General features: G+C 73.9%; 19 protein-coding genes. 9 read left to right on the forward strand and 10 right to left on the reverse strand.

Annotation, left to right across the window (positions count from 1 at the left end; genetic code table 11):
- Positions 1-99 precede the first annotated feature (99 nt).
- Entirely contained in the window at positions 100-546 is a 447-nt protein-coding gene (locus RV983_RS33195) for a MarR family winged helix-turn-helix transcriptional regulator (protein ID WP_475989408.1), read from the reverse strand.
- 101 nt (positions 547-647) lie between these two features.
- On the opposite strand from RV983_RS33195, the gene RV983_RS33200 reads away from it, so the two are divergent.
- A complete protein-coding gene (locus RV983_RS33200) occupies positions 648-1,613 on the forward strand; it encodes a quinone oxidoreductase family protein (RefSeq protein ID WP_475989409.1) in 966 nt (321 codons plus the stop codon).
- Between the two features lie 21 nt (positions 1,614-1,634).
- On the opposite strand, the gene RV983_RS33205 is transcribed toward RV983_RS33200, so the two are convergent.
- On the reverse strand, positions 1,635-2,321 hold the full coding sequence (locus RV983_RS33205) for a TMEM175 family protein (protein ID WP_475989410.1): 687 nt from the start codon (positions 2,319-2,321) through the stop codon (positions 1,635-1,637).
- Positions 2,322-2,421: 100 nt separating this feature from the next.
- Entirely contained in the window at positions 2,422-2,706 is a 285-nt protein-coding gene (locus RV983_RS33210; RefSeq protein WP_475989411.1) for a helix-turn-helix domain-containing protein, read from the reverse strand.
- A gap of 75 nt (positions 2,707-2,781) precedes the next feature.
- Between RV983_RS33210 and map the strand changes: the two genes are divergently transcribed.
- Positions 2,782-3,549, forward strand: a complete 768-nt coding sequence (map, locus tag RV983_RS33215) for a type I methionyl aminopeptidase (protein ID WP_475989412.1) — start codon at positions 2,782-2,784, stop codon at positions 3,547-3,549.
- A gap of 9 nt (positions 3,550-3,558) precedes the next feature.
- Here map and RV983_RS33220 read toward each other — a convergent pair whose 3' ends face one another.
- Together RV983_RS33220 and RV983_RS33225 are read right to left on the reverse strand one after the other, a co-directional pair.
- Positions 3,559-5,901, reverse strand: coding sequence for a glycoside hydrolase family 65 protein (locus tag RV983_RS33220; RefSeq protein WP_475989413.1), 2,343 nt, complete (start codon positions 5,899-5,901; stop codon positions 3,559-3,561).
- On the reverse strand, positions 5,898-6,641 hold the full coding sequence (locus RV983_RS33225; RefSeq protein WP_475989414.1) for an HAD family hydrolase: 744 nt from the start codon (positions 6,639-6,641) through the stop codon (positions 5,898-5,900). The genes RV983_RS33220 and RV983_RS33225 overlap by 4 nt, the downstream gene beginning before the upstream one ends.
- A 152-nt stretch (positions 6,642-6,793) precedes the next feature.
- Between RV983_RS33225 and RV983_RS33230 the strand changes: the two genes are divergently transcribed.
- Entirely contained in the window at positions 6,794-7,396 is a 603-nt protein-coding gene (locus tag RV983_RS33230; protein WP_475989415.1) for a GNAT family N-acetyltransferase, read from the forward strand.
- A 6-nt stretch (positions 7,397-7,402) separates the two neighbouring features.
- On the opposite strand, the gene RV983_RS33235 is transcribed toward RV983_RS33230, so the two are convergent.
- The 4 genes from RV983_RS33235 to RV983_RS33250 form a co-directional block, all read right to left on the reverse strand.
- Positions 7,403-7,597, reverse strand: coding sequence for a DUF4236 domain-containing protein (locus RV983_RS33235; protein WP_384296387.1), 195 nt, complete (start codon positions 7,595-7,597; stop codon positions 7,403-7,405).
- Positions 7,598-8,158: 561 nt separating this feature from the next.
- Positions 8,159-8,629, reverse strand: coding sequence for a VOC family protein (locus RV983_RS33240; protein ID WP_475989416.1), 471 nt, complete (start codon positions 8,627-8,629; stop codon positions 8,159-8,161).
- A 121-nt stretch (positions 8,630-8,750) separates the two neighbouring features.
- Positions 8,751-9,635 (reverse strand): DUF3626 domain-containing protein, encoded by an 885-nt coding sequence (locus RV983_RS33245; RefSeq protein WP_475989417.1) that lies wholly within the window; start codon positions 9,633-9,635, stop codon positions 8,751-8,753.
- A gap of 76 nt (positions 9,636-9,711) precedes the next feature.
- On the reverse strand, positions 9,712-10,404 hold the full coding sequence (locus RV983_RS33250) for a FadR/GntR family transcriptional regulator (protein WP_475989418.1): 693 nt from the start codon (positions 10,402-10,404) through the stop codon (positions 9,712-9,714).
- Between the two features lie 207 nt (positions 10,405-10,611).
- Here RV983_RS33250 and RV983_RS33255 point away from each other — a divergent pair, with 207 nt between their 5' ends.
- The 6 genes from RV983_RS33255 (at position 10,612) to RV983_RS33280 (ending at position 15,740) form a co-directional block, all read left to right on the forward strand.
- Positions 10,612-11,190: a hypothetical protein gene (locus tag RV983_RS33255; RefSeq protein ID WP_475989419.1), complete on the forward strand. Its 579-nt coding sequence runs from the start codon at positions 10,612-10,614 to the stop codon at positions 11,188-11,190.
- A gap of 137 nt (positions 11,191-11,327) precedes the next feature.
- Positions 11,328-11,852 carry a DUF5987 family protein gene (locus RV983_RS33260; RefSeq protein ID WP_475990533.1) on the forward strand — a complete coding sequence of 175 codons (525 nt, stop codon included), beginning with the start codon at positions 11,328-11,330 and terminating at the stop codon, positions 11,850-11,852.
- Positions 11,849-13,501: an FAD-dependent oxidoreductase gene (locus tag RV983_RS33265; protein ID WP_475989420.1), complete on the forward strand. Its 1,653-nt coding sequence runs from the start codon at positions 11,849-11,851 to the stop codon at positions 13,499-13,501. The genes RV983_RS33260 and RV983_RS33265 overlap by 4 nt, the downstream gene beginning before the upstream one ends.
- A 311-nt stretch (positions 13,502-13,812) precedes the next feature.
- Positions 13,813-14,349, forward strand: a complete 537-nt coding sequence (locus RV983_RS33270; protein ID WP_475990534.1) for a GNAT family N-acetyltransferase — start codon at positions 13,813-13,815, stop codon at positions 14,347-14,349.
- A gap of 33 nt (positions 14,350-14,382) precedes the next feature.
- Positions 14,383-15,405, forward strand: coding sequence for a MerR family transcriptional regulator (locus RV983_RS33275; protein WP_475989421.1), 1,023 nt, complete (start codon positions 14,383-14,385; stop codon positions 15,403-15,405).
- Positions 15,406-15,437: 32 nt separating this feature from the next.
- Positions 15,438-15,740, forward strand: coding sequence for an SAM-dependent methyltransferase (locus RV983_RS33280; RefSeq protein WP_475990535.1), 303 nt, complete (start codon positions 15,438-15,440; stop codon positions 15,738-15,740).
- A gap of 48 nt (positions 15,741-15,788) precedes the next feature.
- Here RV983_RS33280 and RV983_RS33285 read toward each other — a convergent pair whose 3' ends face one another.
- On the reverse strand, positions 15,789-17,465 hold the full coding sequence (locus RV983_RS33285) for an ArnT family glycosyltransferase (RefSeq protein WP_475989422.1): 1,677 nt from the start codon (positions 17,463-17,465) through the stop codon (positions 15,789-15,791).
- Positions 17,466-17,516 lie beyond the last annotated feature (51 nt).

The following is a 17,516-nucleotide window of genomic DNA, read 5'->3' on the forward strand; positions in this document are numbered from 1 at the left end:
GTTGTATAGCCAACTTCCCCGACCGTCACAGGGTGATGCGACCGGATGATGGCGGGCGGATGACCGTGGAGCGAAGCCCCGCCGACCTGCGGGGCGCGGTCACTTTCCGGCAGCGCGCAGGAGCTTTTCGGTGACGGCGCGGATCGCGGAGCGTTCGGCCGGCGTCAGGGGTGCGGTCAGCGCCGCGACGTGCTCGTCCATCTCGTCGGTGCACCGCTGGGCGAGCTGCCGCCCGAGCGGGGTGAGGGCGACCAGGATGCCGCGTCCGTCGTGGGGCGAGGGCAGCCGCTCCACCAGCCCGCGCTTCTCGGCGCGGCCGACCAGGCCCGTCATCGAGGACTTGTCCAGCTCCAGGTGCCGGGCCAGTTCGAGCATGCCGGGCCGGCGGTCGCGCAGGATGCCGAGCAGGCGGATCTGGATGAGGGACAGGTCGTGCGTTGCCGCGACGCGCGCCAGCGTTCCGTGGACCAGGAACGACAGTTGGGCGAGCGCGTCCGTCGTGTTCCGGGGGCCTTCGGTGAGGTCCGGGTCGCGCTGCTCGGTCATGGCTGCCTCCGCTTGACGTGGTACGTGACACAAACTATTTTCACATTGGTACGCGATGCAAACTATATGCGTCCGCCCCTCCCACCTCCCTGGAGGCCGCCATGCACGCCGCCGTCGTCCACTCCTTCGACGCACCGCCCCGCTACGGCACCGTCACCACCCCCGAACCGCGCGGGGAGCACGAGATCCTCGTCGACGTCCTGGCCGCCGGGCTCCATCCCCGGGTGCGCTCCGGCGCCGACGGCACCCACTACACCTCGGACGGCGTCCTGCCGCTGGTTCCGGGCATCGACGCGGTCGGCCGCACTCCACAGGGCGAACTGCTCTACTTCGTGGCCCCGGACGGTGCGACGGGCACCATGGCCGAGCGGGCCGTCGTCGACCGCCGCCGCGCCGTCACCCTGCCCGCCGGCACCGACCCGGTCGCGGTGGCAGCCGCGATGAACCCCGCGATGTCCTCCTGGATCGCCCTGCGCTGCCGCGCCCTCCTCCGCCCCGGCGCTTCCGTCCTGGTCCTGGGCGCCACCGGCAGCGCCGGCCGGCTCGCCGTCCAGATCGCCCGACACCTCGGCGCCGCCCGTGTCGTCGCCGCCGGGCGCGACCCCGAACGCCTGGCGCTCCTGGCCGGTCTCGGCGCGGACGAGACCGTCCCCCTGCTCGGTGACCCGGAGCAGACCGCCGACCACCTCGGGCGCGCCGCCGGAGACGCCGACATCGTCCTGGACTACCTGTGGGGGCCCGCCACCGAGCACGCGCTGCGCGCCGCGCTGACCGCTCGCACCGATCGCGCCAAGCCCCTTGCCTGGGTCCAGATCGGCTCCGTCGCCGGACCGGACATCACCCTGCCCTCGGCGTTCCTGCGCGGCGCGAACCTTCGGCTCATGGGCAGCGGTCAGGGCTCCGTCACCACCGCGGGCATCCTCGCCGAACTGCCCTCCCTCGCGGGCCTCATCGACTCCGGCGGCCTCGCCCTCGACACCCTCCCCGTCCCGCTTTCGCAGGTCGAGCACGCCTGGACCGCCCCGGCGGCCCCCGGACAGCGCGTCGTGCTGACCCCGGACGCCTGACCCATCGGGCGCGTCCGCAGCTCAGCGTCGGAAGGCCCGCAAGAGCCGGCCGGCCGGTCCTTCCCGAAGGCCCTCGCTGGTGAGGGCGTGATAGAGGATCACCACGGCGATGCAGACCATCCCCACGACCGGGCCGACGAACCACCCGCCCACTCCGCAGACCACGTACAGCACGAGGCCGGTCAGCGGCCGCATCCTCTGCGCCTCGAGGTAGCGGGGCGGGACGCCGGGCTCCCGCAGGTCCGGGTGGTGGCACAGGTACCTGAACGACATGACGGCGGCGACCAGGGCGTACAGGACGACGGCGACCCGCTGGTCGTCGGTCCCTGCGCCCTCGGCCAGGGCATCGCCGAGGACCGCCGTGGGAAAGGGCACGATCACGGTGCTGAACAGGATCGCGAGGTTGATCCACAGCAGGCCGCTGTCCATCCTGCGGATACGGCGGAAGAGCGCGTGGTGGTTGAGCCAGATCACGCCGACGTAGAGGAACGAGACGACGAACGCCAGGTAGGTGGGCCACTGTGCGACCAGGGCCGACGCGAGCTCACCGGGCCGGAAGTCGTGGTCGTAGAGGTCGAGGACGAGCAGCGTGATCACGATGGCGAAGACGCCGTCGCTGAAGGCCTCGACCCGGCCGGTGTCCGGCAGTCGCAGGTCGTCGCCGCCGGATCCGTCCGCCGGGAACTCGGGATCCGCTGTGCTCGCCATGTTTCGGATCTTACGGACGGAAGTGCCGCACGCTGCGCAAGCCGAAGTGCGCGGCGGCGGGACGTCGAAGCGGACGCGCCCACCGGGCCCGCGGGGGGCCTCAAGCCGACAGTGCCTCCCCCGCCTCCCCCGCGCCCGGCTCCGCGGCCGCGCAGGCCGCGACCAGGACGTCCAGGGAGATGTCGAGGGCCGCGGCCAGGGCCGCGACCGTGAAGAAGGCCGGGGTCGGGGCGCGGCCGGTCTCGATCTTGCGCAGGGTCTCCGCGGAGACCCCCGCCGCCGCGGCGACGTCCACCATGCTGCGGTCGCCGCGGGCCTCCCGCAGCAGCGCGCCGAAGCGCTCGCCGCGTTCGCGTTCCCACGGGGTCAGGGGAGTTCTCACCATGACCGTGATACTAATACCGGTATAAGTATTGGGTCACGTCGACCCTCGAGAACCCCGGAGAAGAGGACACGGCACATGGTGGAGATCAAGACCGATGCGGCCCTGGAGGCCATGAGGGAAGCGGGCCGCGTGGTGGCCCACGCGCTGGCCGCCGTACGCGGGGCGGCCCGCGTCGGCGTGTCGCTGCGCGAGCTGGACGAGGCGGCGCGCGCCGTCCTGGACGACGCGGGCGCCCGGTCCCCGTTCCTCGGGTACCGCCCGTCGTTCGCGCCGACGCCGTTCCCCGCGGTGATCTGCGCATCCGTGAACGACGCCATCGTGCACGGCATCCCGGACGGCTACCGCCTGCGCGACGGCGACCTGGTCAGCATCGACTGCGGCGCGGAACTCGACGGCTGGACCGGGGACGCCGCGATCAGCTTCACCGTCGGCACCCCGCGCCCCGGCGACCTGGAGCTGATCGACGCCACACGGCGCGCGCTGGACGCCGGGATCGCCGCGGCCACCGTGGGCAACCGCATCGGCGACATCTCGCACGCCATCAGCGGCGTGGTCCGCGAAGCCCGTTGCGGCATGCCCCAGGACTTCGGCGGCCACGGCATCGGCCGCCGCATGCACGAGGACCCCCACCTCCCCAATCACGGGCGGCCGGGCCGTGGCTTCCCCCTGCGCCACGGCCTGACCCTGGCCATCGAGCCGATGCTGATGGCCGGCGGTCACGACGGCTACCACGCCGCCGCCGACGGCTGGACCCTGCGCACCGACGACGGCAGCCGGGCCGCCCACATCGAGCACACCGTCGCCATCACCGAGGAGGGCCCGCGCATCCTCACCGCGCTGTGAACCAGCCCCTCAGCGCCGCGCCGGCCGGCGGCCCGGCGGCTGCTCCGGCTCGGGTCGTGCGGTGACGGCCGGCACGGAACGGCTCTCCGGACCGTCGGTGGACACGGTCAGCAGCTCGTCGAAATGCCGGATCTCCAGCGGGTCACCTTCCAGCAGCGCGTACGTGGCGACCGAGTCGGTGATGGCGACGTGCAGGCGCCGCCCGAGCACCTGCACCGTGAAGGCCAGCCGGCGCACCTTCTCCGGCAGCCGCGGGGCGAAGCCGACCCCGCTCGCGCTGCGCCGCATCCCGCCGAAGCCCGCGACCAGTGCCATCCACGTGCCGGCGAGCGAGGCGATGTGCAGCCCGTCGCGCGTGTTGTTCTCCAGGTCCTTGAGGTCCATCAGCGCGGCCTCGCCCAGGTAGTCGTACGCCAGGCGCAGATGGCCCACCTCGGCGGCGATGATCGCCTGGACGCACGCCGACAGGGAGGAGTCCCGGACGGTGAGCGGTTCGTAGTAGGCGAAGTTGCGGGCCTTCTGCCGCTCGTCGAAGCAGTCGCCCCGCAGGAACATCGCCAGCACCAGGTCCGCCTGTTTGATGACCTGCTTGCGGTAGAGGTCGAAGTACGGGAAGTGGAGCATCAGCGGGTACTGGTCGGGGCGGGTCGCCGAGAAGTCCCATACCTGGTGCCGGGTGAACCCGGACGACTGTTCGTGGACGCCCAGGGAGCTCTCGTAGGGCACGGTCATGGCCTCGGCGGCGTCCCGCCAGGCGGCGGTCTCCTCGTCGTCGACGCCGAGGGCCGTGCCCTGCTCGGCGTGGCGCTCGACCGTGTCCGCGGCGTGGCGCAGGTTCGACTGGGCCATGAGGTTGGTGTACGTGTTGTCGTCCGCGATCGCGCTGTACTCGTCGGGCCCGGTGACCCCGTCGATGTGGAACCGGCCGTGGTGGTCGTGGTGGCCCAGCGAGAGCCACAACCGGGCCGTCTCGACCAGCAGTTCCACACCGGTCTCGCGCTCGAAGACCTCGTCGCCTGTGACGGCGACATAGCGCACCACGGCGTCGGCGATGTCCGCGTTGATGTGGAAGGCCGCGGTGCCGGCCGGCCAGTAGCTCGACCCCTCGGAGCCGTCGATGGTCCGCCAGGGGAACGCGGCACCCTTGAGACCCAGCTGCGCGGCCCGCTCCCGGGCGGCGGGCAGGGTCGCCTGCCGCCATCGCAGCGCCTCGGCGACCGCGTTCGGGGAGGTGTAGGTGAGCAGCGGCAGCACGAAGCTCTCGGTGTCCCAGAACGAGTGGCCGTCGTACCCCGAACCGGTCAGGCCCTTGGAGGGGATCGCGCGCTGCTCGGCACGGGCGCCGGCCTGCAGTACGTGGAAGAGGGCGAAGCGCACGGCCTGCTGGATCTCGGCGTCGCCGTCGATCTCGACGTCGGCCCGGGCCCAGAAGGAGTCCAGGTACGCGCGCTGTTCGTCGACCAGGCCCTGCCAGCCGGTGCTGCGGGCGCCGGCGAGGGCGGCCTCCACCTGGTCCCTGACCGCCGGCAGCGAGCGCACCGCGGACCAGCCGTAGGAGACGATCTTCTCCATGCGCAGCGTCTCGCCGGGGGACAGGTCGCAGGTGATGGTGAGCCGGCTGGTCTCCTCGTTGCTCTCGCTGAAACTCTCCGTGGACTCCGGTCCGTCCACCCGGTGGTCGGCGGCGGCCGCGACCCGCAGTCCGGTGACGGCGGTGCGGTGCACCAGCCGCAGCCGGGTGCCGACCGCCACGTTCTCCTCGGGCACGAGCGGGGACTCCAGCACTGCGGAGACGCGGGGGTCGCCGGAGATCTGCGGCAGTTGCTCGTTGGCCACCAGCTCGGACTGGACGACGAGCCGGACCGTGGACTCGACGGCCTCCACCTCGTACAGCACCGCGGCGATGGCCCGCTGGGTCAGGGAGACCATCCGCGTGGAGCGGACCCGCACCGTGCAGCCGGCCGGCGAGGTCCACTCGCAGGTACGTTTCAGCAGTCCGGTGCGCAGGTCGAGCTCGCGTTCGTGGGAGCGCAGCCGCCCGTAGCGGACGTCGAAGGGTTCGTCGTTGACCAGCAGCCGGATGAGCTTGCCGTTGGTCACGTTGATGACGGTCTGCCCGGCCTCCGGGTAGCCGTAGCCGGCTTCGGCGTACGGCAGCGGATGCCGTTCGTGGACGCCGTTGAGGTAGGAACCGGGCAGCCCGTGCGGCTCGCCCTCGTCGAGGTTGCCGCGCCAGCCGACATGTCCGTTGGACAGGGCGAAGACGGATTCGCTCTGCGCCAGCACGTCGAAGTCGAGCTCGGTCTCGCGCAGCGTCCACGGCTCGACCGAGAACGCGGAATGGGTGATCACGCGTTGTCCTCCAGCAGTTCGGCGAGGTCCTGCACCACGATGTCGGCCCCGTGTTCACGCAGCGCGTCCGCCTGGCCGACCCGGTCCACTCCCACCACGTACCCGAACCGCCCGGCGCGGCCCGCGTCCATACCGGCCAGCGCGTCCTCGTAGACGACCGCGGCGCCCGGCTCGACAGCGAGGTCGCGGGCCGCCTCCAGGAAGGTGTCGGGGTGCGGCTTGCCGGGCAGTTTGCGCCGGGCGGCCACGACGCCGTCGATCCGGACGTCGAAGAGGTCCTCGATCCCGACGGCGACCAGCACGTCGCGGCAGTTGGCGCTGGAGGAGACCACGGCGGTACGGAGCCCCGCGGCGCGCACGGCGTGCACATAGCGGACGGAGCCCTCGTAGGCCTCCACGCCGTCCGTGCGGATCTTCTCCAGGAGGATGGTGTTCTTGCGGTTGCCGACCCCGTTCACCGTGTCCCGCTCCGGCGGGTCGTCGGGCGTCCCCTCGGGCAGCTCGATGCCCCGGGAGGCGAGGAAGGTGCGCACGCCGTCGGCGCGCGGGCGGCCGTCGACGTACTCGTCGTAGTCGGCCACCTTGTCGAAGGGGCGGAAGTCCGCGCCGTCACGGCGTCGCAGGAAGTCGTCGAACGTCTCTTTCCAAGCGGCGGCGTGGACCAGCGCGGTCTTGGTCAGCACACCGTCGAGATCGAAAAGGCAGGCCCGGATGCCCTCCGGGAGACCGGTCTTCGTCATGCAACCCGCCTCCCCGCCCGGGCGCCCCGGCATGCCTGCCATGGCCTTCTACCAGCCGGACGCGGGAGCGCCGGTCGGCCGTACCGCCGGAAGACCGTGCGGGAATCGGCGACCGGGTGCCGCCGCGGGGCCGATCGGATTAGCGTTCGGGCATGGCAGTCCGCTTCCCTGCTTCCGTCACCATCGACGGCCGGTACGCACGGCTGGTACCGCTGTCGCGCAGCCACGTCCCCGACCTGTACCAGGCGGCCCGCGGCGACGAGGAGGTGTGGCGCTGGCTGTCGACGACGCCGCCGCGCTCGACCGCGGAGATGGGCGCCGTCGTCGACCAGCGGCTCGCCCAGGCGGCGGCCGGCGAGGCGGTCGCGTTCTCCGTGGTGCCCCGCGCGACCGACCGCCCCTCGGGCTGGGCGGCGTACGTGCGCATCGCGGCCGCCGACGAGCGCGTCGACATCGGCTGGAGCTGGCTCGACCCCGCGCTCTGGGGCACCCCGGTCCATCTGGAGACCCACTTCATGCTGGTCTACTACGCCTTCGAGGACCTCGGCTTCGGGCGCGTGCAATGGCGGCTGGACCACCTCGACCGGCCCACGCAGGACGCCGTCAGCAGGATCGGCGGCATCCGCGAGGGAGTGCTGCGCCGCCACTGCCGGCGCGTCGACGGCACGTGGCGCGACACCGTCTACTACTCCCTCGTCGCGGCCGAGTGGCCGGCGGTCAAGGAGCGGTGGATGTCCGGGTGGATCCTCGAGTAGCCGCGGTCACCGCCGCTTGCGGCGCGTGGTGCGCCGCCAGGAGAACGGACCCGGCAGGTCGACGGACTCGGTGCGGTCGCCGCGCGTGTTCACGGTGTGGTGCGCGTGCGGGCCGCCGGTCGTGATCGACAGCGACTTCTTGTTGATGTTGAGACGGACGCCGGGAAAGATCCGGAACGACTTCCGGAAGTTCAAGGGCATGCGAGCACTCCTCAGGACAGTACGGAACGTGACGTGGTCGTCTGATGACCGCCTGCCCCCCTGAGGGACTTTCATGACCGACGGGGTGTCAGATCGGCTCCCACCCACCGCCGATGGGGAAGCCGCGTGCCGCGGCGGGTGGTGGGCGCTTGCGCGTGGCGGGTACGGCGTCGGTGGGGCTGTCCGTTCGCGTGCGCGGACCGGGCCGGGGCTTGGCGTTCGATGGTCGCCGCGAGGGCGGGGCGTGGCCGGCTTTCGCCGGCCGATGGTGGGTCAGGTCGGCTGCGGTGCCGTGCCGATGGTGAGGCCGCGTGCCGCGTTCGGGCGTGGCGGGTGGTCGGCGTTTGTGTGTGGCGGGTACGGCGTCGGTGGGGCTGTCCGTTCGCGTGCGCGGACCGGGCCGGGGCTTGGCGTTCGGTGGTCGCCGCGAAGGCGCGGTCGGCGGGAGCCGGTTCGTGACCGCCCCCCGGCGCGTCGTCGTGCACCCAGTGTGCGCCCGCCGCGCCGGGGCCGTGTCCTTCGGTCACGCCTGCGTACGCCGAGGCACCCCGGCGGGGGGCGTCACCACGCGTAGGCGCGGTTCATGATCAACTGGGCGACGACGGGTTCGAGCCGCGGATGGGCCACCATCACCGTGAGGCCGTTGGGGTCGCGTCCCTCCACCACGGTGCGGCCGTCGACCGAGGTCGTCTCCACATGCGCGTCGCGCTCTCTCAGCAGGCGCTCGCACCGGTCCAGGTCCTCGGCGTCCCGCGCGGTCCACACCGTCGCCTGGACGCCGACGCCGCCGAGCGAGTGCTCTCCGCGCGGCATCGCCCGCAGCACCACCATGGAGCCCACGGCATCCGTCAGCAGCAGGGCCGTCGTGTCCCGGGTGGCGATCTCCATCCGCAGCAGGTCGCCGTAGAACGCGGCCGACTGGTCCAGGTCGCGTACGTAGATCACCAGCGCGGACAGCCGCGGCCGGTCGTCCGCGGGGTCCTGGCTCCCGGCGGGCGCGGGGGTGCCCGTGTGCGGCGACGAAGGCGTCATCGGGGCTCCCGTCTCAACGGCCCATACGGAACGGCGGCCGGTCGCGGGACCGCGGCCGGTGCGCTTTCCACGCTATCCGCCCCCGCGCCGGGTCGCTCCCCGCGCAGGTGTTCCAGGGTGCTCAGGCCGCCCGGCAGCACGGGGACGGAGCCTCGCCGCAGGGATCCTCCGGGGCCCCGAAGCGCGCGAGCACGTGCCACACCCGCTTGAGCGCCTGCGGGTCGTGGCGGCCGGTGCGGGCCGCGTCCCCGATCATGCGCGGGACGAGGAGCCCGCCGGCGGAAACGGCGGCGCCGAGGTCGGTGTACTCCCGGCCGCGGTAGTCCGCGTGGCGCAGCAGGTGCTCCGTGCTGAGCCGGAAGCCGCCGTGCCACTCGACCGGGCAGGGCAGTCGCCGGGCCGCGGCCTCCACGGCGGTGCCGCGGAAGGAGGGGTCCAGCACCAGCGCCTCCACGTCCCCGTCCAGTACGACCGGGCCGTGGACCTGGGCCTCGATGTGGCCGTCCAGGGTGTCCAGCCCGTCGGCCGCCGCCGGCTCCAGCAGCGAGAAGCGGGCCGCCACCGCGAAGAGCTCCGGTTCGGTGGCGCTGTCCGGGTAGCAGAACGTGGTCCGCGGCAGTGTCCGCGGGGCGAGCCGGAAGTGGCAGGAGCCGAAACGCGGCGCCCCGCCGGCCGGGTCGCGCCGGTGGTTGACCGCCCCGTACACCGGACGCTCGTGAGCCGCGGCGCGGTCGTAGGCGCCGCCGAAGATGCGGCTCTCCCAGCGCCGGCGGTCGCCGCCCGGGTGGGCGGTCAGGCCCCCGTTGCTGGTGCCCGTCACGAACTGGGAGCGGTAGGCGCCGTCCTTCGCGATCCTCGCCAGTGTCGGCAGGCCGCCCGCGTCCCGGTCGGGGTGGAAGTTCAGCGTGACGCGAAGGCGCGGGTCGAGCGGGCCGCCCGACGAGCGGGCGGCCACGTGGCGCAGGGCGTGCTCCTGCGGTGTGCGGGCGGGGGCACTGGCGTCCATCGCCACAGTGGCCCGGGTGCGGGACGGGGCCGCACCGGGGTTTTCGGAGGGCGGACCGGGGCGCGGCGGCGGGCGGTCAGGCCGTGTCGAGCGCTTCCACCATGATCGCGCGGGTCTCGTCCAGATACGCCTGTGCGGCAGTCCGCGCGGCCGCGCCGTCCCCCGACTGCACGGCGCTGACCAGGGGTTCGAGCCGGGCGGCGGCCTCAGCCGGGTCGCGGAAGGGTGCGACGAGCCGCGCGCGCAGGGGGAGATAGGCCGCGAAGAGGGTGTTGGTGAGCAGTACGTAGACGCGGTTGCCGGTGGCGTGGGCCAGGGCCCGGTGCACCTCGGCGTCGGCGAGTTGGGCCGCGTCCGGGCCGGGGGCGTCCGCGACGGCGGCCAGCAGTTCGCGCAACCGGGCCCGTTGGCCCGTCGTCGCGGCGACGGCGGCGCGCTCGGCGATGAGCACGCCCACGCCGGCGCGTACCTCGAAGATGTCCGCCAGCCAGCCGGGATTGTGGCGGACGAGCATCGGCAGCAGGTCGGCGCCGCCCAGGCGCAGGTAGTCGCGCACGCGGGTGCCCACACCGTGCCGGGTCTCCAGCAGACCGGCTTGGGTGAGCCGCCCGAAGGCGTGCTTCACGGTGGTGCGGGTGACGCCGTAGCCCTCGGCGAGGCGCTGCTCGGGCGGCAGGAGGGCGCCTGCGGGGTGCACTCCGTCCAGGATGTCGTCCTGGAGGCGGCGCTCCAGGACGTCGACGAGGGTCTCGCGGGTCAGTGGGTCCACCGGGGCCGTCCTCTCGAGCAGGCGTACCGAAGGTACGGGTGTGCGGTCCCAGCCCAGCCGCCCCGGGGGCGCTGAGTCAACACACAGGGGCAGTGGCTGAGCCACTCATTCAATGAGTCTCTGTACAACCTCTTGCCCTGACGTCACGTCAGGAGCATCCTTCGGTGGTGCCCCCGGCCCGTCCCCACTGACCACCGGAGTGTGCTCGTGTCCCCGTTTCCCCGCCCCGCCCGCCTGCTGACGGCGGTCGCCGCCGCCCTCGTCGCCCTCACCGTCGCCGCCGGCCCGGCCGCCGCCACGGAGCCGTACACCGAGCCCGGGTTCGCCGGTTCCTGCGCCTGGCACTCCTACGGCGAGGGGGAGACGCCCGACCCCTGGCTGTGGCTCACCGACCCGGTGTGCGTCGAGTACTCCAAGCGCGACATCACCCTCGACAACGGCGGCGCCATCCGCTTCCTGCTCGCCGAGCCCTCCCGCTTCGCCCTCGCCCTGCCCGTCTGCCGCTACTACCAGCGCGACCACTGGAGCGTGCAGGCCACGACCGGCGCGGTCCCGTACGTGACATGGAACGGCCGCTACTGGTTCGACAAGCGGGCCCGGCGGGCCGCGATGCGCCTGACGGACTTCCGCGTCAACGGCGCCGGCGTCGGCATCGGGGATGTGGTGGCCGCGCTGCGCCCCGATCTGCCCGAGGTCGCGGACGTCCTTTCCGCCTACGGCGACGAGGCCGGCGAGACCGGTCTGTCCATCACGCTGCCGTACAGCCTGTTCTGCCCGGCGCGGTAGCCGTGGACGCGGGTATCGACCGCCGCGCCGTGCTGCGCGGACTGGCCGCCGCCGTCGCCGCCCTGCCCGTTCTGGGCACCGGGGCGGCGCCGGCGGCCGCCGCGACGGCGTCGTACGGCGCCTGGCCGGTCTCCACGCTGGAGGCGTTCGCCGACACCCTGGTGCCGGGGGAGCGACGCGGTCCATCCGACCGGGCCGTCGCCGGTGCCGCCGCGGGCCCCGGCGCCGTGCAGGCGGGCGCCATCGCGCTGCTGACGGCGCCCGAACTCCCCCTGGCCCCGCTGCTGCCGGGCATCGCCACGCTGCTGGACGCGCGGGCCACCGGCTACGCCGTCACGCATCTGATCCTGCTGCCCCTGGACCGGCCGCCCTTCGTGGGGCTGTCCTTCACCCACCGCACGGCCGTGACCGCCGGGCTGTTCCAGGCGGACGACCCCGACCGGCCCATCTGGCAGTTGCTGTCCTTCCTCGTCGGGCTCGCCTTCGACACCGCCGCCCACCTGCACACCGCGCAGGCCCTGGCCGACGGCCACCCCGGCCTGACCTGGATCGGCTTCCCGTCCCCCGATCCGGACGGCCTGTGGCGCTTCCCCGACCACTCGTACGGCAGGGCCCTGGCCGCACCGCACCCCGCCACCACGCCCTCCGGGAGCCCCGCATGAGCCCGCAGACCACCGATGTCCTCGTCGTCGGCAGCGGCTTCGGCGGCGCCATCCCCGCCTACCACCTGGCCGCCGCCGGCGCCCGCGTCACCGTGCTGGAACGCGGACCCCGCCTGGCCACCGAGGACTTCACCCACGACCTCAACCTCGGCGCCTACCCCCGCATCGTCGACGTCATCAAGGGCGACGGCATCTCGGTCGTGGCGGGCAACTGCGTCGGCGGGGGCAGCGTCGTGTACTTCGCCGCGTCGCTGCGCGCGCCGTCGTTCGTCTTCGGGCGGCGCGACCCCGCCGGGCGCAGGCTGTGGCCCGCGACGATCACCCGGTCCACGCTGGACCCCTGGTACGACCAGGTGGAGCAGGCCCTGCCGGTGACCCGGCTGGACTGGCCGGACGTCTCCTACGCGGGCGGTGTGCTGGCCGCCGCCTGCGACCGCGCCGGGCACACCTGCAACCCGGTGCCGGTCGCCGTCGACCGCGCGCGCTGCACCGACTGCAACTGGATGCTGTCCGGCTGCCGCTTCGGCGCCAAGCGCTCCATGCTGCTGAACTACCTGCCCGCGGCCGAGGCGCACGGCGCGCAGATCAGGCCGCTGCACGAGGTCCAGCTGGTCCGGCCGTCCACCGAGCCCGGCTACCGCTACGCCGTCGACTACACCACCCTCGACGCCGGTGACTACACGTGCCCCACCGGGGTGGGCACCATCCACGCCAGGACACTGGTCCTGGCCGCGGGCGCCGTGGGCACCCCGGTCCTGCTGCAGCGCTCGGCACTGCTCCTCGGCGGCGTTCCGGCCGCCGTCGGCGGGTGGTTCTCCGGCAACGGCGACCGCGTCAGCGTCGCCGAACTCGACGAGGGCAAGGTCCGCTCGCTGCTCGGGCTGGCGCGCAGCTCCTCCGTCGCGTACGAGGGCCTGCCGATCGGCATGCCGATCACCTCCGCCTCCTACGACCGACTGGACGCCGCGGCACCCGAGTTCTCCCGCTTCACCCTCCAGCAGATCTACTTCCCGACCGTCACCAACACCATCGCGCAGACCGCGGCGGGGCTCTGGTCCGGCGTCGACAAGAAGCGGATGCGCGCGCGCTGGCGCTCGTGGCTGACCGTGCTCGCCATGACGGAGGACGAGACCGAGGGCCGCTTCGGAGCGCCGCCGCTCACCGGCAGCTTCACCCGCCTGGCCAACGGGATCGGGCTGGGGACGATGAGCTTCGCCCCCGGCGCCGGTACGCGCCGCGGCTGGGACGCGGCCGACGCCCACCTGCGGTCCGTGCTGGAGAAAGACGGCCTGGCGACCGTGCGCCCCTGGGACGAGCACGTCACGGGGACGGTGACCGCGCACCCCCTCGCGTCGTGCCGCACCGGCGACTCGGCCGCCCTGTCCGCGCTCGACGACCTCCACGAACTCCGTTCCCATCCCGGCATCTTCGTCACCGACGGCTCCGCCGTGCCGACCTCCCTGACCGTCAACCCCTCCCTCACCATCGCCGCACTCGCCGAACGCGCCTGCCCGGCGATCGCGGCCCGCTGCGCCCAGTCGGGCGTCGCGCTGAACTACACCCCGAGCAACCCGCTCACCGGGCGGGCCCAGGGCGGTGCCGTCGCCGCCGCGGCGCGGGAGCTGGCGACGCGGGCCGCGCACGCGTGACCGGTGTGGCGCGCTTCCCGTGACCGGGCATGATCGTGGCCATGGGCATCATGGAGGACGTCGTGGAACGGGTGGCCGCCGGGCACACCGTGGAGTTCGCCTGCCCGGACGGGGCCGGTGCGCCGCCGCTGCGCGGCGGCAGGCGGGTCGTCGTGGCCCCGGCCGGCCCGGCGCGGATCGCGGCCGGGGACATCGTCCTCGCCCGGGACGGAGGCGCGCCCGGTCTGCACCAGGTGACGGCCGTGGACCGGGACGGCCACCGCGTACGGTTCGGCGCCGGTGACTGGACGGGCGGCGAGCGGGTCTTCGGTGTGTGCGTCGCCGTCGACGGCGCCCCGCGCTCCGCCCGCCTCGACCTGCTTCCGCTGCGCGCGGGCCACGCCGACGAGATGGCCCGCGTCCTGGCCGACCCCGCCCTGCACGCCTTCACCGGCGGCCGGCCCGACACCGCCGGCGAACTGCGCGCCCGCTACACGCGCGTGCTCGCCGGTTCCCCCGACCCGGCCGTCTCCTGGCTCAACTGGGTGCTCCGGCTGCGCGACGAGGGGTGCCTGACCGGTTACGTCCAGGCGACGATCTCCCCCGGAGCCGCGGGCCCCGAGGCCGAGATCGCCTGGGTCGTCGGCACCCCCTGGAAGGGCCGCGGCCTCGCCGGGGAAGCCGCCCGCGCGCTGACCGGCTGGCTGGACTCCCGCGGCGTCCGCACGGTCGTCGCGCACATCCACCCGGACCACCACGCCTCCGCCTCCGTCGCCCGGGCCTGCGGCCTCACCCCGACCGGTCACCTGCAGGACGGGGAGCGCCGCTGGCAGCGCGATGTGCCGGAGGGCATCCCGGAAACCGCTTGAGTCTCCCCCGGGGGGAGACGCGAGAGTGGGGCCATGGACGACGGCACGCTCCATTCGATCGGCGAACTGGCCCGGCGCACGGGACTGACGGTCAAGACCGTCCGGTTCTGGTCCGACCGCGGCATCGTGGTCCCCACCGGCCGCAGCGCGGCCGGCTACCGGCTGTACGGCGCGCGGGCACTCGCGCGCCTGGAGCTGGTGCGGACCCTGCGCGACCTCGGGCTGGATCTCGCCACGATCCGCAAGGTCGTGGACCGCGAACTCACCCTGCCCGAGGTGGCCGCGGCCCATGCCGAGGCACTGGCGGCGCAGATCCGCGTCCTGCACCTGCGGCGTGCCGTACTGACGGCGGTGGCCGAACGTGGCTCCACACCCGAGGAGATGGACCGCATGAACCGACTGGCCAGGCTGACCGAGCAGGAGCGGCGCCGGGTGATCGAGGACTTCCTGGACGCCGTCCTCGGCGGCCTCGACGACCCGGCGGTCGCCGGGATCCGCCGGACGCTGACGCCCGAACTGCCCGAGGACCCCGCCCCCGAGCAGCTCCGCGCGTGGGTGGAGCTGGCCGAACTCGCCCAGGACGACGGCTTCCGCCTGCGTCTGCGCGCCGTCGCCGAGGACCTGACGGCCCGGCGCGCCCGCGGCGGCGGGGGGCTGCCGCGCCGCGACCTGGTCGCGGTGGTCCGGGACGTGGCCGGCCCGGCGGTCGCGGCCGGCGTCGATCCGCTGTCCCCGCGGGCAGCGCCCGTCGTGGCGGCGCTGACCGCCGGCTGCGCCGAAGCGCTGGGCACGGCGGACGACGACGCCTCGAGCAGCCGGCTGCCTGCCCTGCTGGCGGCCGTCGACGACCCGCGCCGGGAGCGGTACGCCGCACTGCTGGCGACGGTCAACGGCTGGCCGGCACCGGAGTCCGCCGCCCCGGGACTGACCTGGTCGCTGCGGGCCCTGGCGGCTCGTCGCGCCGGCGCCGCGGGTCCCGAGGGCCCCCCGGGCACCACCGTGACCCGTGGGGGAGGGGAGGCACCAACTCACCCCCGGGCAGCCACGTCGTCCTGACCCACCTCACCTCCGACCTGAACGCCGAGCAGATCGCCGAGGTGGCCAGGACGTGCCAGGACCGGGGCTTCTCCTTCGTGCTCCGTCCGCACGACGAGGTCCTGCGCTTCGCGAGCGGCAACGGCCTCGAACTGGTCGAGCCGGGCCTCGTTCCCGTCCACCACTGGCGTCCCGACCACTCCCCGGACACCGGCGCCTCCACCGCGGACATGGACCCGGCGTTCATCGACGGCCTCGACGACATCGACAAGATCCACTACAACGACATCAACGACGTGACGGACGCCGACATCAACGTCTACGGCATGTGGCCCGCAAGCCCTGAGCGCCCCTGAGCGGCGCCGACAGTCCTGTCGCCGAACGCTGCGCGCGCGGCCCGGCGTTCAGCGCCGGTAGATCGTGATGGAGTGCCCGACCTCGTCGACCGGTGCGGCCCCCTTCAGGAGCGCGGCGAGCCGGCCCTCGGCCTTGGCGACCGAGGAGTCCGAGACGACGAGCAGGCCGTGCACCTGATCCGGGGGCACGGTCAGCGGGTTCCGTGACGCGATGCCGTAGGACGACGGCACGCCGCTGCCCTTGTACACCAGCCAGACCGGTTCTCCGGGGTGACGCTCCCTCAGGCGGTCGGCGAGCCGCCCCAGGTCCTGGCCCCAGTCGACATTGGAGTCGTGCAGGCGCAGATGCGTCTGCGCGGGACCGCCGAACGCCTCGTTGGAGTACGGGAGATAGTAGGGGAACGTCAGCAGCGAGCTGACCGCGGAGAAGGCGACCAGCGCGGCGGCCGTCACCTGGACCCACCGACGCCGCACGGCCGTGACCCCCGCGGCCGCGACCGCCCCGAACACCGGCATGAACACCGCGTACCGGACGCCCAGGTCCCGCGACCCGGTCATCGCCGCGGCCAGCAGCACCAGTGGCGGCAGCAGCACGTACGCCGCCGCGGGCCGCAGCCGGGGCACGGCGAGCAGCGCGGCCGCCCCTGCCGCCCACAGGGCCAGCATGCCGAGCGGGGTCTTCACCAGCAGCGCCGCCGGCAGGTAGTACCACAGCGCCCCGCGATAGTGCCGGCCGAAGAGGAAGCCGTCCCACGTGGCGTTCTCGAAGCCGAACTGCAGGCGCATCCCGTCCCGGTAGGCCTCCGGGAACGGCAGCAGCGACGTCGCCGTCCCGCGCAGTCCGTGCACCGCCGGCACCCCCTGCGGTGCCGTCCACCGCAGCCGCGGGTCCACCGCGAGATAGACGGCCCAGACCACCGCCACCGCGACCAGCCCCACGCCTGCCGCCGCGGCGAGGCCGCGCGCCCAACGCCGGTGCCTTCCCCGGTCCACGGCGACCAGGAGCAGTACCACGGGCACCGCCACCAGCATGTTCATCTTGGTGGCCAGGGCCGCCCCGAGCGCCGCGCCGGCGAGCGGCAGCCACAGGCGCGGCCGTCCTCGGGCCCGCCACAGGCACCACACCGCGGTCAGCGCGAAACCGGCGGCGGGCACGTCCAGGGTGGCCAGTGACCCGTGCGCGACGACGTCGGGCGAGAAGGCGTACAGCGCCAGCGCCACCAGCGCCCCCGCCGGACCGAACAGGTCCCGTGCGAAGGCCAGGACCACCAGCCCGAACAGCAGCGTCAGCACGATCACCGGCAGGCGCGCCGCGAGCATCACCCGCCACGGGTCGTTGCCCGACTCGTACAGGACGCGGCGCCCCAACTGCGTCTGGTCCCCGGTGAAGCCGGGGTCCAGACGCACGTCGGCGAACGCCAGCCCGCTCGCGACGACCAGCTTGCCGAGCGGCGGGTGCTCGGGGTTGAAGCGCAGGCTGTGCTCGCGCAGGTAGACCTCCGCCGTGCCCACGTACACGGGCTCGTCGATCGTGGGGGTCTGCTGCACGGCGGTGGTCACCATCGCGAACGCCATCTGCGCCAGCAGCGCGACCACGGCGAGGCCGAACAGCCACCGCCCGCGCCGTCGCCGGTCCCGGGCGCGCTCCGCCCGCCCGTGCTCCGGTGCGGCAGCGGGCGGCGGCGCCGCGTCCGGGGCCGCCAGGGGGTGCCGCCGTCCAGTCATCGTTCCCGCACCCCGCGCCGCGCCCGCGCACAGGGCCGTCCCTGTGCCTGT

The sequence above is a fragment of the Streptomyces sp. RLA123 genome, assembly GCF_056270165.1.

Bases quoted from the DNA above. Each gene is read 5' to 3' on its own strand.
- RV983_RS33195 (WP_475989408.1), bottom strand. From the start codon at position 546: ATGACCGAGCAGCGCGACCCGGACCTCACCGAAGGCCCCCGGAACACG.
- RV983_RS33200 (WP_475989409.1), top strand. From the start codon at position 648: ATGCACGCCGCCGTCGTCCACTCCTTCGACGCACCGCCCCGCTACGGC.
- RV983_RS33205 (WP_475989410.1), bottom strand. From the start codon at position 2,321: ATGGCGAGCACAGCGGATCCCGAGTTCCCGGCGGACGGATCCGGCGGC.
- RV983_RS33210 (WP_475989411.1), bottom strand. From the start codon at position 2,706: ATGGTGAGAACTCCCCTGACCCCGTGGGAACGCGAACGCGGCGAGCGC.
- map (WP_475989412.1), top strand. From the start codon at position 2,782: ATGGTGGAGATCAAGACCGATGCGGCCCTGGAGGCCATGAGGGAAGCG.
- RV983_RS33225 (WP_475989414.1), bottom strand. From the start codon at position 6,641: ATGACGAAGACCGGTCTCCCGGAGGGCATCCGGGCCTGCCTTTTCGAT.
- RV983_RS33230 (WP_475989415.1), top strand. From the start codon at position 6,794: ATGGCAGTCCGCTTCCCTGCTTCCGTCACCATCGACGGCCGGTACGCA.
- RV983_RS33235 (WP_384296387.1), bottom strand. From the start codon at position 7,597: ATGCCCTTGAACTTCCGGAAGTCGTTCCGGATCTTTCCCGGCGTCCGT.
- RV983_RS33240 (WP_475989416.1), bottom strand. From the start codon at position 8,629: ATGACGCCTTCGTCGCCGCACACGGGCACCCCCGCGCCCGCCGGGAGC.
- RV983_RS33245 (WP_475989417.1), bottom strand. From the start codon at position 9,635: ATGGACGCCAGTGCCCCCGCCCGCACACCGCAGGAGCACGCCCTGCGC.
- RV983_RS33265 (WP_475989420.1), top strand. From the start codon at position 11,849: ATGAGCCCGCAGACCACCGATGTCCTCGTCGTCGGCAGCGGCTTCGGC.
- RV983_RS33275 (WP_475989421.1), top strand. From the start codon at position 14,383: ATGGACGACGGCACGCTCCATTCGATCGGCGAACTGGCCCGGCGCACG.
- RV983_RS33285 (WP_475989422.1), bottom strand. From the start codon at position 17,465: ATGACTGGACGGCGGCACCCCCTGGCGGCCCCGGACGCGGCGCCGCCG.